General features: G+C 66.6%; 12 protein-coding genes. 3 read left to right on the top strand and 9 right to left on the bottom strand.

Going from position 1 to position 14,126, the window contains the following annotated elements; translation table 11 throughout:
• Positions 1-2: 2 nt before the first annotated feature.
• The 9 genes from ACXMYJ_RS21910 to ACXMYJ_RS21870 form a co-directional block, all read right to left on the bottom strand.
• On the bottom strand, positions 3-1,007 hold the full coding sequence (locus ACXMYJ_RS21910; RefSeq protein WP_460358865.1) for a CaiB/BaiF CoA transferase family protein: 1,005 nt from the start codon (positions 1,005-1,007) through the stop codon (positions 3-5).
• Positions 1,004-2,176 carry a hypothetical protein gene (locus tag ACXMYJ_RS21905; protein WP_460358864.1) on the bottom strand — a complete coding sequence of 391 codons (1,173 nt, stop codon included), beginning with the start codon at positions 2,174-2,176 and terminating at the stop codon, positions 1,004-1,006. The genes ACXMYJ_RS21910 and ACXMYJ_RS21905 overlap by 4 nt, the downstream gene beginning before the upstream one ends.
• Before the next feature lie 2 nt (positions 2,177-2,178).
• The gene (locus tag ACXMYJ_RS21900) at positions 2,179-3,348 is read right to left on the bottom strand and encodes a CaiB/BaiF CoA transferase family protein (protein ID WP_260753104.1); all 1,170 of its coding nucleotides are present in this window, start codon (positions 3,346-3,348) and stop codon (positions 2,179-2,181) included.
• 43 nt (positions 3,349-3,391) lie between these two features.
• Entirely contained in the window at positions 3,392-4,126 is a 735-nt protein-coding gene (locus ACXMYJ_RS21895; protein ID WP_260753103.1) for an IclR family transcriptional regulator, read from the bottom strand.
• A gap of 114 nt (positions 4,127-4,240) precedes the next feature.
• Complete coding sequence (locus ACXMYJ_RS21890; RefSeq protein WP_460358863.1) at positions 4,241-5,197, bottom strand: 2-hydroxyacid dehydrogenase; 957 nt, start codon at positions 5,195-5,197, stop codon at positions 4,241-4,243.
• Positions 5,198-5,294: 97 nt separating this feature from the next.
• Entirely contained in the window at positions 5,295-6,752 is a 1,458-nt protein-coding gene (locus ACXMYJ_RS21885; protein WP_443189048.1) for an Nramp family divalent metal transporter, read from the bottom strand.
• Positions 6,753-6,790: 38 nt separating this feature from the next.
• Complete coding sequence (locus ACXMYJ_RS21880; RefSeq protein WP_460358862.1) at positions 6,791-8,245, bottom strand: aldehyde dehydrogenase family protein; 1,455 nt, start codon at positions 8,243-8,245, stop codon at positions 6,791-6,793.
• Complete coding sequence (locus ACXMYJ_RS21875; RefSeq protein WP_460358861.1) at positions 8,242-8,931, bottom strand: RraA family protein; 690 nt, start codon at positions 8,929-8,931, stop codon at positions 8,242-8,244. The genes ACXMYJ_RS21880 and ACXMYJ_RS21875 overlap by 4 nt, the downstream gene beginning before the upstream one ends.
• Positions 8,928-10,046 carry a zinc-binding dehydrogenase gene (locus ACXMYJ_RS21870; RefSeq protein WP_460358860.1) on the bottom strand — a complete coding sequence of 373 codons (1,119 nt, stop codon included), beginning with the start codon at positions 10,044-10,046 and terminating at the stop codon, positions 8,928-8,930. The genes ACXMYJ_RS21875 and ACXMYJ_RS21870 overlap by 4 nt, the downstream gene beginning before the upstream one ends.
• Before the next feature lie 119 nt (positions 10,047-10,165).
• On the opposite strand from ACXMYJ_RS21870, the gene ACXMYJ_RS21865 reads away from it, so the two are divergent.
• The 3 genes from ACXMYJ_RS21865 to ACXMYJ_RS21855 form a co-directional block, all read left to right on the top strand.
• Entirely contained in the window at positions 10,166-11,806 is a 1,641-nt protein-coding gene (locus tag ACXMYJ_RS21865; protein WP_460358859.1) for an acyl-CoA dehydrogenase family protein, read from the top strand.
• Positions 11,807-11,826: 20 nt separating this feature from the next.
• A complete protein-coding gene (locus tag ACXMYJ_RS21860; RefSeq protein ID WP_460358858.1) occupies positions 11,827-12,957 on the top strand; it encodes a glycerate kinase family protein in 1,131 nt (376 codons plus the stop codon).
• Between the two features lie 886 nt (positions 12,958-13,843).
• On the top strand, positions 13,844-14,126 hold a 283-nt coding region (locus tag ACXMYJ_RS21855), incomplete at its 3' end, for a transposase (RefSeq protein ID WP_460358857.1).

Raw genomic sequence — 14,126 nt, 5'->3', positions numbered from 1 at the left:
CCTTAACCCAAGCTGGCGATCTCCGACTCGCTGAACCCGAACTCGGACAACACCTCCCGGGTGTGTTCACCTAACATCGGCGGATGCCGGTCCGGTTCGGTCACCGCGGGGTCGAACTGCAATGGGGTGCGTACCAGGGTGGTGGAGCGGGACCGGTTCTTGGTCAGGGTGAGTAGTCGTCCCGTCGGGCCGGGCAGGACGTCGCCCAGTCCGGCGACGCGCACGGCGGCGACACCGCGGGCGGCGGCGACGGCCAGCACCGACTCGACGCCATCTGCAGGCAGGTATGGGCCGCTGTGCGCGCACGGCTCGTCCACCCACACCGCACCGTCCGGACACTGGAGTACCTGGCCGCCGGCGTGGTGATCCGCCCCGGCGATCAGGTCGGTCTGTGCATACAGTTGCGCATCGAGGAGATTGAGCGTGATCACGCTTCCGGATCCGGTAAGCCTGCGCCGCCGGACGGCGGCGAGCACCGCGATCCCGGCGAGTATGCCGCCGGCGAAGTCAGGCAGGCTGACTCCGAGCCTGACGGGGCGATCCGGATCGGTGGCCAGCATCGCCCCGCTGATGCCCTGGATCAGCGGATCGTTTCCCGGCGCAGTGGACAGCGGCCCCGACTCCCCGAATGCGCTTACCGCACAATGGATTAACGCTGGATTGTGCCGCGTCACGGTCTCGGCGTCGAGGCCGAGCCGCGTCGCAGCATCCGGCCGGAAGTTGTGTATCACGACATCGCAGTTCGTCACCAGCCGGGCGACGACCTCTCGGCCTCGCGGGGTTTTGAGATCGAGTTCGACGCTGCGCTTGCCCCGGTTGAACCCGAGAAAGATGGCACTGTCTTCCTCGGAATACACATTGCCCATGGAGCGGCTGATCTCGCCGCGTCCCGTCGGTTCCACCTTGATGACGTCGGCGCCCAGATCAGCCATCAGCATGGTGCACCACGGCCCGGCGACGAAGTGGGTGAAGTCCAGGATCCGCAGACCAGCCAGTGGCGCCGTCATGACGACAGTGGGGCCAGTGACAACGGGGTCCAATCGGGGTGGCACAGCCGCCACGCTGCTTCCACCGTCCAGTAGTTCCCGTAGGGCATGACGTCCTCCTGCGGGAAGCGGGAGAAGCCGGCGCCGGCCTTGTCCTCGGGCAGTCGGCCCCAGCTGCTGTGCAGCACCACCCCACCCGTGGTCATATGGCGAGTGAACAGCGCCTCGGCGATGTCTTGGCCGGCCTGCCGTGCCCACGTCGCAGACTCGGCATCCAGATCGGCCAGCCGCAACAAGGCGTTGGCTGCGATGGAGGCGCTGCAGGAGTCCTGTGGGATGTCCGGGGCGGCGGGGTCGCCGAAGTCATAGAACGGCACGTGTCCTGCGGGTAGGTGGTCGACGTACCACCGCGAAGCCGCCCTGGCGACGTCCAGGAACCGCTGATCGCCGGTGGCCTCGTAGGCATTGACATGACCGTGCATGGCCCAGGACTGACCGCGTGCCCAGGTTGTGGTGTCGTTGAGCGCCTGCATGTTGAACCGCTTGCGCACGGTCGCCGTCTCGAGATCGAATTCTATTGCCTGGTAGGTTGATCCGTCCTCGCGGATGATGCCGCAGTCGAGTAGTCGCCGGGTGTGTCGCAGCGCGTACTCGGTGACCTCAGGATCCTGCGGGTAGGCCCAGTAGAACGGCAACAGGTTCAGTCCGGTGTCGATGACCGCACGATTGACGCCGGCAACCTGCAGGAAAACCCCGAGATGCTCGTCGAAGTTGCGTGCGTACTGGCGCACCGCCCGCAGCCCCAGTTCGGCCAGCTGCGAGTCCCCGGTCAGGCGGGCGCCCAGACACACCGCGTAGAACAGGTCGCTGCCTGCTGCGGAGAAGCGCGGCGGCCGCTCCGACAGCGTCCGCCCCACGATGTTCGCGAGCGTCGAGGCCGCCGAACGTATCTCGTCATCGCCGAAATGGTCGGCGAGCAACCACAACCGGCCGGCCAGGAAACCGGTCCACTGGAACTCCCGCCAGGTGTCGGGCAGATACTCCGACTGGCGCAGATAGCCTCCGGTGTCGTAGGTGAACCGGGGGACCGCACCCGGCTCGCGCAACATGTCGAGCACCGGCTCGGCACCTCGGCGCGCGGCGGCCAGTGCGAGTTCGGCGGCGGTTTGCGGGGTTACCAGGGTGGTCATCTCTACGACTCCTCCAGCCAGGTCAGGATTTCTTCGTTGTGTTGACCGAGTGCGGGCGCGGTGCGTCGGACGTCCGGCCGTTCTCCGTCGAATCGCATCGGCAGACCCACGGTCGGCACCGCGGGCCCGTCGGGGCCGGCCGCAAGTGTGCTGATCAGTTGGTTGTGCACCACCTGGGGGTCGGTGAGTGCCTCGCCCAGTGAGTTCACCGGCCCCACAGGCACTCCGGCGCGCTGTAGCCGCTCGAGCCACAGGTCGCGGTCGGCGGCGGCGAACAGGGGATTGAGGACGGCGATCAACTCCGGGCGGTTGGCCACCCGGTCACGATTGGTGACGAACCGGCTGTCCTCGGCCAGATCGTCGCGCTCCAGTGCGGTGCACAGCAGGCGCCAGAACTTGTCGTTGATGACCGAGAGGTAGAACCACTTGCCGTCGGCGCACTCGAAGGCCTGGTACGGCGCGAACTGCGGGTGCGCGCTGCCCAGGCGGGGTTGTTCCTCGCCGTTGATCAGGTACTCCTGAGCGCGGGGCCCCAGCGCGAAGACCTCGACATCGAGCAGGTTCAGCGAGACCCGGCAGCCCCGGCCGGTGCGTTCCCGGCCGTGCAGGGCCGCCATGATGGCGTAACCGGCCATCATGCCGGCCCCGAAGTCCGGGACACTGACTCCCTGGCGTGCGGGCGGCCCGTTCTCGGCGCCCGTGATGGCCATGGCGCCCGACATCGCCTGGATGATCGGGTCGTTGCCGGGCAGCTCCAAGCCGGGACCGGACTCGCCGAACGCGGAGATGGAGGCGTACACCAGTCGCGGGTTGATCGCCGAGAGGGTGTCGTATCCGGCACCGAGTTCATCGGCCTTGCCCGGGCGCAGGTTCTCGACCACGACGTCGGCGCGGGCGGCCAGCCGGTGCAGTGCCGCCCGTCCCTCGTCGGATTTCAGGTCGAGCGCGATGCTGCGCTTGTTGCGGTTGAGCGCCAAGAACACCGCGCTGCGCTCACCGGCGTACACCGCCCCGGCATCGCGGGACATGTCGCCCTTCGGTGGTCGTTCCACCTTGATGACGTCGGCGCCCAGATCGGCGAGCACCATCGTGCACCACGGTCCCGCGGCCAGGTGGCTGAGATCCAGGACGACAAGCCCGGACAGGGGTTGCGTTGGTTCTGGGGACGTCATTGCCTCTTCCATCGAATATGTGCGGAGGCAGCGTCCCGTCGAACTAGCCGGTCGGATGGAGCGCTGCCGAAATTCCTTGTGCCGCAGTGCGAACCTGGGCGCCGAGTTCGGCCAGGTCGGCGTTGGGATCGAGATTGGTCAGACTCAGTGCAGCGACCGGTTCGCCCTTGGCGTTGAGGATCGGGGCCGCGACACCCCAGATCGCCGGATGGAACTCGTGGCGATCGGTGGCCCACCCGGTGCGGTTGGCCTCGTCCATGGCAGCTTCGAAAGCCGCAGCATCGGTGATGGTGTCGGTCGTGACGGCCACGAAATCGTGCTCGGCCAGCCACTGGCTGCGATACGCCGCCGGAAGCCCGGCCACCAGTGCCTTCCCCAGTGATGTCGCATGCGCGGGCAGCCTGGTTCCGACGTGCGTGATCACCCTCACCGGGCTGCTCGGGTCCTCGACCTTCTCGAGGTACATCACGTCGTGTCCGTCGAGCACCGCCAGGTTGCAGGTCGATTGCGTCTGTCGGGACAGCTCCTCCATGATGGGACGGGCCAGTTCGCGGAGTTCGCCCACCTCCAAAGCCGTTGCAGCCAGGGCAAACAGACGCATGCCCATCCGGTAGCGCTGAGTGGTCTCGTCTTTGACCACCAACCCTCTGGCCACCAGCGTCTGGAGCAGGCCGTGTGCGGTGCTCTTGGGGATGTCGAGGGCCTGTGCGATCTCCATCAGGCGCAGCGGGGTCTTGCGTTCGCCCAGGAGCTCGAACAACGAGATGACCCGATCCACCGAGCGGACTGTGCCGTCCTGACCGACCACCGATTCCGCCTCTCGTCAATACTGTGAGCTGGATCGAGACTAACGTCGCGCCGCGACCGACGCGATGGTCACCCGGCGCGCGGCTCATGTCGCCGTCACCTGGGTCAACGGCGCCTCACCGGCCAGCACGGCCAGCACGTTGTCCGCTGCCAGCAACGCCATGGCGTCGCGTGTCTGCACACCGGCACTGCCGAGGTGCGGCGTCAGCACCGTGTTGGGCAGTGCGGTCAGTCCGTCGGTCACGGCCGGCTCGTACTCGTACACGTCCAGCCCAGCGCCGGCGATGCGCCCCTCCGACAGCGCTGTGACCAGCGCGGCCTCGTCGACCAACGGACCCCGAGAGGTGTTGATCAGCACCGCACTCCGTTTCATGGCGCGCAGTTCGCTGCTGCCGATCAGGTGATGCGTCTGGGGCGTCAGCGGGCAGTGCAGACTGACCACATCCGATGTAGCCAGCAGCTGATCCAGTTCCATCGTCGCGACACCCGCGGCAGCCGCTGACTTGCCCTCCAGGGCAACGACGTTCATACCGAACGCCGTTGCCCTGCGGGCGACCGCCTGCCCGATGCGGCCGTAACCCACGACGCCGAGTTGCAGGCCAGCGAGATCACGGCCCAGCATCCACCGCGGTTCCCAGCGCCACGGCTGTCCGCTACGCAGAAACGCATCTGCTTCGACGATCCTGCGTTCGACGGCCAGCAGCAGTCCCATCGTCAGGTCCGCGGTGGACTCGGTGAGCACGTCGGGGGTGTTGGTCACGATCACCGAGCGCGCGGCCGCCTCGGCCAGATCCACGTTGTCAAAACCGACGGCCAGGTTGGCCACCACTTGAAGCTGCGGCCCGGCGGAGTCGAAGAACTCCGAATCCACCGAGTCGGTCAGCAGTGTCACCGCGGCTGCGGCGCCCGACACCGCGTCGAGTACCTGCGGCCGGGTGGCCTGGGGGCCTGGTCCGATCAGCACCGGCAACCGGCCTTCGGCCAGGCGGGCCATCGCGGGGTCCCCCAGATGGCGTGAGACGAAGACGTGCGGTGCCGTCACAGCAGATCGACCAGTCCGGCGATGCCCAGCAGGCCGGCGAAAATGACGGCGAAGACGGTGAAGTTGGCGAGCAGGTGTTTGATCATGTCGGTTCCTCCTAGAGTCCGAACAGTTGGCCGCCGTAGTACGTGACCAGGCGCAGGGAGAAATATCCGTAGAAACAAGCCGCGAAGATCATCACGCCGAGCCGGAATCCGCCGAGCCGAATGGGTACCGGCAGCGCGCGCCGGTTCAGCACCATGACCAGGATGGTGTAGACGAACATGACCACACCGCTCAGTGCGGCCGAGACCACCAACAGCACCAGCGGCTGGTTGAAGCCCGCCAGGATGATCGTGCATCCGCAGGTCACCAGGATCCACACCGACAGCGCGTAGATCTTGCTTTCTGACCAGCGCGGGTTGTCTTTCAGGTACACGGTTTTCAGCACGTCGGCGACGATGCGGCAGGGGTAGTCAACGTTGGCCAGGGCCGTCAGCAGCAGCCCGCCGCCCCCAACCACCCAGAACAGGGTGCCGAACCAGCCGCCGACGGTTTCCTTGAGCGCCTCACCCATGCCCTGGATGAAGACCAGATCGCCCGACCCGGGGACCTCGCGGTTGAACACCGTCTGGTAGGCGACCATCGACAGAACGAAGATGGACAGGATTGTCAACAGCCAGAACGAGATCAGCTGTTCGACGTTGGCTACTCGCCACCAGCTACGGAAGCGGCGCAGGTTTTCCTCGTCTTGGCGGACCATGCTGCCGGTGGCCGCCGCGGCCACGTCCTCACCGGTGACCGGCGAGACCACACGCGGGATGTGGGCTCCCATGCCGAAGCCCTTGTCTCGAATCCAGTTGCTCTGCGCCAGATTCGACAACGCACCCGCACCGGCGAAGGCGATGGCGCCGAGCACCACGGCCGGGCTGAGACCCTCCGGGATGGCGCCGAGGCCGGTGCCGATACCGCTGACCGCAGTGTGCAGGTCACCCCAGGCCTGCGGTCCGATGGCTGTGGTGAGTGCGACGATGAGAAAAGCGACAACCGCGACCACCTTGAAGGTCTCGATCTTTTCCACCGTGTTGTAGACGACAGGGGAGAGGGTCAACGTGATGGCCATGGCTATGAGCGCTATCACCGCCACCCAGGAGGCGGTCCGGCCTTCATAACCGAGGGCGAAACCCAGGGTGGCCGCACCACTGGTGGCCCAGCCCGGCCAGACGATACAGATGAACGCGCAGACCGCCATGATGGCGCCCCACGGTTTCCACAATCGGACGAATCCGGCGATTGCCGTCTCGCCGGTGGCCAGCGTCCACCGCTCGATTTCCATGTTGAGGAAGTACTGGACGGTGACACCCACGATGGCTGCCCACAGCATCACCAGACCGACCTTGGAGGTGATGTACGGCCACAGGATGTATTCGCCGGAACTGACGGCCAGCGCCGTCATGATGATCGACGGTCCGATGACCTTTTTCAGCTTGGGCGCCTCCGGGATGTCCTTGTAGGGCATCGGCGGCAGGAACTTCGACGGTGGTTCGGGCGCGTAGGTGGTGTCCGTGTGGGACATGGCTTGTCCTTTGTTGGGAGGACCGCCCGGTCGCGTCGTCACAGGCCCGGGGCGAGGTAGACGGTCTTGGTCTGGGTGAACGCGGCCGCACTGGTGTAGCCGATCGAGAATGCGCCCACCCCCGATTGTTTCACCCCTCCGAACGGCACGTGCGGTTGCGAGATCGTCCCGTGGTTTACGTGCACCATTCCGGCACGGGCCTCACGCGCGAAGCGCATCGCCACCGACATGTCGCGCGTGAAAACGACTGCGGCCAAACCGAAATCAGTGTCGTTGACCACGTGAATGGCCTCGTCGACGTCGCTGACTCTGGTCACGGTCAGCACAGGACCGAAGATCTCCTCGCGGGCCACCCGCATCTGCGGAGTCACCTGGTCCAGGACCGTCGGCGCATAGTAGAGGCCGTCGGGGACGGGGCGGACCGCCGAGGTGCGCACCGCACCGTCGGACAGTCCCAGATCGACGTAGCCGCTGACCCGCTCGTACTGGTTGCGGCTCACCAGCGGGCCCACCTGGGTGGCGGGGTCGGTGGGATCGCCGACCACCAGGCCGTCCCACACTGTGCTGACGGCCTCGACGAACCGGTCGGCGATGGCGTCGGCGACGATGACCCGGCTGATGGACGTGCACCGCTGACCGGCCGCCTGCACCGCGGCAGAGGTGATGTGGCCGATCACGGCGTCGAGGTCGTCGGCGGATTCGACGAATGCGGCGTTCTTGCCGCCGAGTTCGAGCTGCACCTGCCCGAGGCGGGCGGCCACGGCCAGGTTCACGGACCGGCCGACGGCGGTGGATCCGGTGAACGACACGGCGTCGACGCGGCGGTCGTTGACCAGCGCGTCGCCCACCGTGGCGCCGTTACCGCACACGACATTGAGCACGCCCGCGGGGATGCCGGCCTCACGCGCCAGATCGGCCAGGGCCAGTGCCGTCAGTGACGTCTCCAGAGCCGGCTTGAGTACCACGGTGTTACCGGTGACCAGGGCAGGGGCGAGTTTGCGCAACGGCGCCACGGCGGGGAAGTTCCACGGCGTGATCGCGGCCACCACACCCAGCGGTTCGAGCTCGGTGTAGATCAGCTGACCGGGGGTGCGACTGGGAATGGTGGCGCCGGACAGCCGGGTGCCTTCGGCGGCGGCGAACTCGGCCTCCATGCGGGCACGGCCCAGCTCGCCGCGCGACTCGGCCAGCGGCTTGCCCATCTCGCGGGTCATCAACGACGCCAACTCCTCGGCGTGCGAGGCGATGAGGGCCATCCACTCACGGATCAGGTCGCCCCGCACGGGCGCGGGCGTAGCCTGCCACTGCCCCGTGGCCGCCACAGCGGCGTTGAGGGCCGAATCAATCTCTGCGGCAGTGGCTTCCGGTACCAGGCCTACCAGGTCGTCAGGGTCGGCGGGATTGCGGCACTCGTGGGTGATGGTGGCCGGTGATGGTCGGTTGTCGATGAAGTTGGCCGGCGTCTTGATCCGCTCGGCGATGGATGTGGTCATGCGTCGATCCTTTCGGCGTCAGTGGCGGGAACGAGGTGAAGCTTGTCGGCCCAGGGGCGTACCCAGTGGCCGTTGTCGATGTCGCGGGTGAAGGACTCCTCGCGAGCGGCGATGGCGCGGGCCTCGGCCACAATGTGGTCGGCGTCGGCGACCGGCACCACCACCACGCCGTCGCGGTCGGCGACGATCAGATCGCCCTGATGAATCACACTGCCGCCCACCGTGATCCGGCCACGAATCTCACCCGAACCGTCCTTCCACGGGCCGTGCGGGCAAACCCCTCTGGCGTACACCGGCAAGTCGATGTCGCGCAGCTCGGGCAGATCGCGGATCACGCCGTCGATCACCACCGCCTTCGCGCCCTTGGTCGCGGCGTAACGCAGCAGCAGTCCGCCTGCGATGGCGCGGTCCAGCGCGCCGCCTGCGTCGACGACCAGAATGTCACCGGGGCGGACCAGATCGGTGGCCCGGTGCACCACGACGTTGTCGCCGGGCTCGGATCGCACGGTGTGGGCCGGACCCACGACATGAGTCGCGTCATCGACACCAGAGAGCGGCACCAATCCCACGGCGCACCCGCTGCGTCCGCGCGCGTCGGAGACGCAGCCGGTGGGCAGGCCGTCGAATAAGGCGAGCACCGCGGGGTCGGGCGGGTCCACCTCGGGATACAACAGGGCGCTGCTCATCGGTCCAGTCCCGGGTTGATGACGGCCTTCATGACGGAGCCGGCCCGGACATCGGCCATAGCCCGGTTGACGTCGGACAGGGCGTACTCCGTGGCGATGCTGCGGACGTCGAACCGTTCCTGGACCGCAGGCAGCAGCTGCACGTAACGGATGTAGTGCCGGGCCGAGAACCCCCAGGAACCATGTACCCGCAGCTGCTTTCGCGTGATGTAGTGCGGATTGATCGGCGTGGCGCCGTTGTCGGTGTACTGGCCGATCACGCTGTACTGGGCTCCCGGGCGGCACAGGTCGATGCCCTGGGCAACCGCCGCGGGCACACCCGCACACTCGAGCACCACGTCGGCACCGAGTCCGCCGGGGGTCAGCGCGCGGACGGCCTCGGCGCGTTCGGCGGCATCACTGCCGTCGGTGACATCGAAGTAGTCGTCGGCCAGTCCCAGCGCTTCGGCCTGTTCCAGCCGGGCGGCGGGCCCGCCGAGCATGATGATCCGCTTGGCGCCGACGAGGCGGGCATAGATCGCCGCGGCGACGCCGACCGGTCCGCTGCCCTGCACCACCACTGTGTCGCCGACCCCGATGGTGACCTCGTCCAGAACACCGTGCACCGCGGTCGGGCCCGCGCAGCCCAGCGGGATGACATCGCGCGGCTCCACCCCGGACGGCAGCTTCACCAGGACGGTGCCGGGCTGGAGATAGATCTGATCGGCCCAGCCGCCGGAAAGGTGGGGGAAAACATCTGCCGACTGGTTGATGCCGTAGATGCGGCGCGAACCCACGCACAGCGTGGGCTGCATCTCGACCAGGCAGTACTTGCAACGCCCGCAGGAGATGTTGTTCAGCCACGACACCGCGTCGCCCGGGGCCAGCGGTTGGCCGAGCACGTCATGGGTGAGTCCCTCGCCGAGGGTGTTGATATAGCCCGTGGCTTCGTGGCCGAGCACCACGGGAACCGGAATCGGCAGCTTTCCTCGCTGTAGATGGAGGTCGGTGCCGCAGATGCCCGCGTAGGCGATGTCGACGATCGCCGACATCGGTTGGGGCTCTGGGACATCGAACATGGCGACTTCGACGTCGGTCTCGAACTTCTGCAAAACCGCGGCACGGCTCTTGGTCATGTACGCCCCTCCAATTTGTTCCTATGTACGAACCCGGTTCGAAATAAGGTACCATCGCTGTGACGCGGGGCACAAGCCAGGAACGCCGGCATCAACCATCACAGGAGGAGGACAGACCTATGTCTCAGTGCATCGACTCAGCTCAGGTACTGCTGGAGGTCGCGAGGCGACATCTCGGCACCGCGGTCGACACGCTGGCGGACAGCACCCGGAACGCCGATGGCCGCGTCGATCAGCAGGCGCTCGACGCCCACCAGGTGGACCTGGCCGACGTGGCACTGGTGGCGTGCCTGCTGGGGGCCGGGGAATCGCTGGCCCGCCGTGCCGCCGCCGGCACCGCCGGGCCGAACGGTGACGCGTTGGCCCTGGGCTTCGCCGGATATGTTGCCGGCGAGGTGCTGTCGAAGTCTGCAGGGCGCCACACGTTGTGGGGTGGCGGGGTGGAGTTCCCGGCCCGCGCGCTGGCGGAGGCCCGCGACGTCGGGCTGCTGACCGCGATTGCCGCCGGGCTACCACCGCAGGGATATCGTGACCTGCCGATCGGGGAGGATCTGGACACCGCACGCGCGGTGTTCCGCGATTTCGCCCGGGATCGGATCGAACCCTTCGCGGAAGCGCTGCACCGACACGACCAGGACATCCCCGATGCGATCATCGGCGAGCTGGCTGCCATGGGGTTCTTCGGGATGGGCATCCCCGAGGAGTACGGCGGTTCGGCTACCGGGGGAGACTCGGCGCACAGCCACGACGACCTGCTGGCCATGCTGGTGGCCACCGAGGAGATCACCCGCGCCTCGATGGGACTGGCGGGCCCGTTTGTGACCCGCCCCGAGATTTTGGCCACCGCGTTGATGAAGGGTGGAGACCCCGCCCAGGCCAAACGGTGGCTGCCTGATGTGGCAGCCGGCGAGAAGATGGTTGCGGTGGCGGTCACCGAGCCCGGATACGGTTCTGACGCAGCAAATCTCACGGTGCGCGCCATCCGCGACGGTGACCACTACGTGATCAAGGGGGTCAAGACCTGGTCGACATTCAGCGGCCGCGCCGAACTGTTGCTCGTGATGGCTCGTACGGGGACTGCCGAACAGCGGCACAAAGGCTTGTCGCTGTTCGTGGTGGAGAAGCCCGCATTCACCGGTCACGCCTGGACCTGGGACAGCCCACACGGCGGACGTCTCGAGGCGCAGGCAATCCCCACCATCGGCTACCGGGGTATGCACAGTTTCGAGATCAGTTTCGATGACCTACGGGTGCCGGCGGACTGCCTGATCGGCGGCGACGACGGACTGGGGCGGGGCTTCTATCTGCAGATGAACGCCTTCGCCAACGGCCGGACCCAGACGGCGGCTCGTGGCGTCGGGCTGATGAAGGCAGCTCTGGGTGCGGCATTCCGCTACAGCCACGAGCGGGCGGTGTTCGGCCAGCTTCTCTTCGATTACCAACTGACGCAATGGAAGTTGGGCATGATGGCCTGCCACGCGGCGGCCTGCCAGGCCTACGCCTACGACGTAGCCGACTTGTTGGCGGCAGGCGGTGGCCAGCTCGAGGCCTCGATGGTCAAGTCGGTTGCCTGCCGCTCCGCCGAGTGGGTGACTCGGGAGGCGCAGCAACTGCACGGCGGCTACGGCTATGCCGAAGAGTACCCGGTGTCGCGATACTTCCTCGACGCGCGGGTGCTGGCGCTGTTCGAGGGGGCCGACGAGACGCTCGCGCTGCGGGTCATCGGCCGCGGGCTCGTCGAGCGTGTGCCGGCGCGGTGAACCCCGCTGCCATGAGGGTGTTGATCGCCCTTGACAGTTTCAAAGGAAGCATTGATTCGGTGGCGGCGGGGGTCGAGATAGCCAACGGCTGGTCGCGCCGCCGGCCACGCGACATCCTCGAGGTCCTCCCGACCGCTGACGGCGGGGAAGGTTCTGCCGCAGTGATCGAAACCGCGAACCCTGGCTCGCAGTGGTTTTCGACGCCGGTCGAAGGTCCGGACGGCACCATGGTCGAGGGCTCCTGGCTGCTCACACCGTCCGGGACAGCGGTGGTGGAGGTGGCCTCGGCGTGTGGCCTCCCGCAGCGAGGGTCGGCCTCCGCGCTGACGGCCTCGACGTACGGGGTGGGTGAATTGCTCCGGCACGCGCTGGATCACCCGAGTGTGCGGCGAATCCTTGTGCCACTGGGTGGATCAGCGGCCACGGACGGTGGAGCTGGGGCGCTGGAAGCCCTCGGTGCGCGTTTCCTGAATGCCCGCGGTGAGGCGGTGCCGAGAGGCGGAGCGGCCCTGACAGAGGTCTGCCAAGTGGCCGGCGGCATCGTCGCCCCGCCGCCGGCAGGTGTGACGTGCCTGTACGACGTGGCCTCACCGCTGCTGGGAAACAACGGAGCGGCGCGACAATTCGGTCCGCAAAAGGGAGCATCGCCGGACGAGGTGGTGCAACTGGAACGCGGACTGTCCCGATGGGTCCAACTGCTCGGCGGTGGAGCCGACAAGCCCGGAACGGGGGCAGCCGGTGGCACGGGCTACGGACTAGCGCAGCTCTGGGGGGCAGAGCTGCGAGCCGGTGCGCCGGCCCTCGGGGATATCGTGGGTCTTCCGGATGCCATCGACAGAGCCGACATCATTGTCTGTGGCGAAGGTCGATTCGATGATCAATCGTTCCAAGGCAAAGCAGTAGGCCACATCCTCGGCCTAGCGGCTCCCACCCGTCGCCGGGTCATGCTTGTTGCCGGCTCGGCTGACCAAACAGCCCTCGACCGGGTGCAGCAGCACAATCGGGGCGGGTTCAGTGACGCTGTATGTCTGGCGGATCTCGCCGGCGGCGTGCAGATGGCCATTGCCGACCCGGTTACGTGGCTCAATCGGGCCGGCGAAGCATTGGCCGTCGCCGTCGAGCAGGGTTGCGGGAATGGAGCATCGAGGTGAGTCGACGTAACCGATCGGACCAGGGGCATCTCGGATGGTTTCGACATGCTGTGGCCGAGTACCTGGCAGGCTGGAAATGCACGCCAAATGTGCTGCAGTCAGTGGCTGTCGGCGAGTTCGTCCCCGCCCGTGTAAGCGGATCCGCGACACCCGTTGGGCGAGTTGAATGTCGACCACGATGAGTCATTCACGAATGCCATTGGTCGGAACTGACGGTAACCTCGAAATCGGTTACGTCGCGCGCCATTACGGCGATACGTCACAGTGACGTAATCGTGCCCACGGATCCATGACAATAGTCGGGCTGGGAACCTCGGCGCGGTTCGAGCTGTGGCCTCAGAACTCTCAGTGCGTCTGCGCCGCATCGCCGAAGGGGCGTTAACGTCACAGTGACAAATTGATCGAGCGGCCCCAGGTTATCCCGGGGGCCGTGGTTGTCGGCCCGTGTAGGATTGTTCTCGACCCTCAGTCGTCCCGGTCCGGTGCTCTCAGTTACGCCGGCCGAATGAGCGCAGGCATCGGGCATTGAGCTAGGTGGGCGGCACTGTCGGAAGTTCTGGACCGCAGGCGAGAAGTCGGACAACCGGACTGTCAGTTTGCAGACGACCGATGCCGCTGACGGGGGTTGACCTGCATCGCAGCGATCAACTGAAAAGGTGCATCGCCACCAATTTCGGTTTACCTCCGTCGACGAGCTGTCCTGATCTCAGGAATATGTCTCGACAGTTACAGAATTGGATAGATCCTGCAGCACCCTACGAATCCCTCGCGGTGGGTTGCCACGACGGTAGAGTTGCCGACGAACTGGTCCGAAAAATGGTCGGGGAACGGGGTGAAGCGCCCCAGGTTTGATGCCGCATCTTTCTGAGTTGGAAGGATGCAAACCATGCCGAAGAAGATCGACCCGAACGTCAGGGAGCGCTGTGTGCGGCAGGTGCTGGATACCTTGCCGCTGTACCCGTCGGTGACTGCCGCGTGTGAGGCCGTCGCGCGGCGTGAGGGCGTTGGGAAGGAATCGGTGCGCCGCTGGGTCGTGCAGGCTCAGATCGACGGGGGTCAGCGTCAGGGCGCTACGAGCGAGGAGCTCGCTGAGATCAAGGAGCTCAAGGCCAAGGTGCGCCGGCTTGAGGAGGATAACGAGATTCTGCGGCGGGCCTCGATTTTCTTCG

It is taken from the genome of Mycobacterium sp. ZZG (genome assembly GCF_054786995.1).
This window is presented reverse-complemented; position numbering and strand designations above follow the sequence as displayed.

Coding starts and splice junctions, on each gene's coding strand:
- ACXMYJ_RS21910 (WP_460358865.1), bottom strand. CDS start 1,007: ATGACGGCGCCACTGGCTGGTCTGCGGATCCTGGACTTCACCCACTTC.
- ACXMYJ_RS21905 (WP_460358864.1), bottom strand. CDS start 2,176: ATGACCACCCTGGTAACCCCGCAAACCGCCGCCGAACTCGCACTGGCC.
- ACXMYJ_RS21900 (WP_260753104.1), bottom strand. CDS start 3,348: ATGACGTCCCCAGAACCAACGCAACCCCTGTCCGGGCTTGTCGTCCTG.
- ACXMYJ_RS21885 (WP_443189048.1), bottom strand. CDS start 6,752: ATGTCCCACACGGACACCACCTACGCGCCCGAACCACCGTCGAAGTTC.
- ACXMYJ_RS21880 (WP_460358862.1), bottom strand. CDS start 8,245: ATGACCACATCCATCGCCGAGCGGATCAAGACGCCGGCCAACTTCATC.
- ACXMYJ_RS21875 (WP_460358861.1), bottom strand. CDS start 8,931: ATGAGCAGCGCCCTGTTGTATCCCGAGGTGGACCCGCCCGACCCCGCG.
- ACXMYJ_RS21870 (WP_460358860.1), bottom strand. CDS start 10,046: ATGACCAAGAGCCGTGCCGCGGTTTTGCAGAAGTTCGAGACCGACGTC.
- ACXMYJ_RS21865 (WP_460358859.1), top strand. CDS start 10,166: ATGTCTCAGTGCATCGACTCAGCTCAGGTACTGCTGGAGGTCGCGAGG.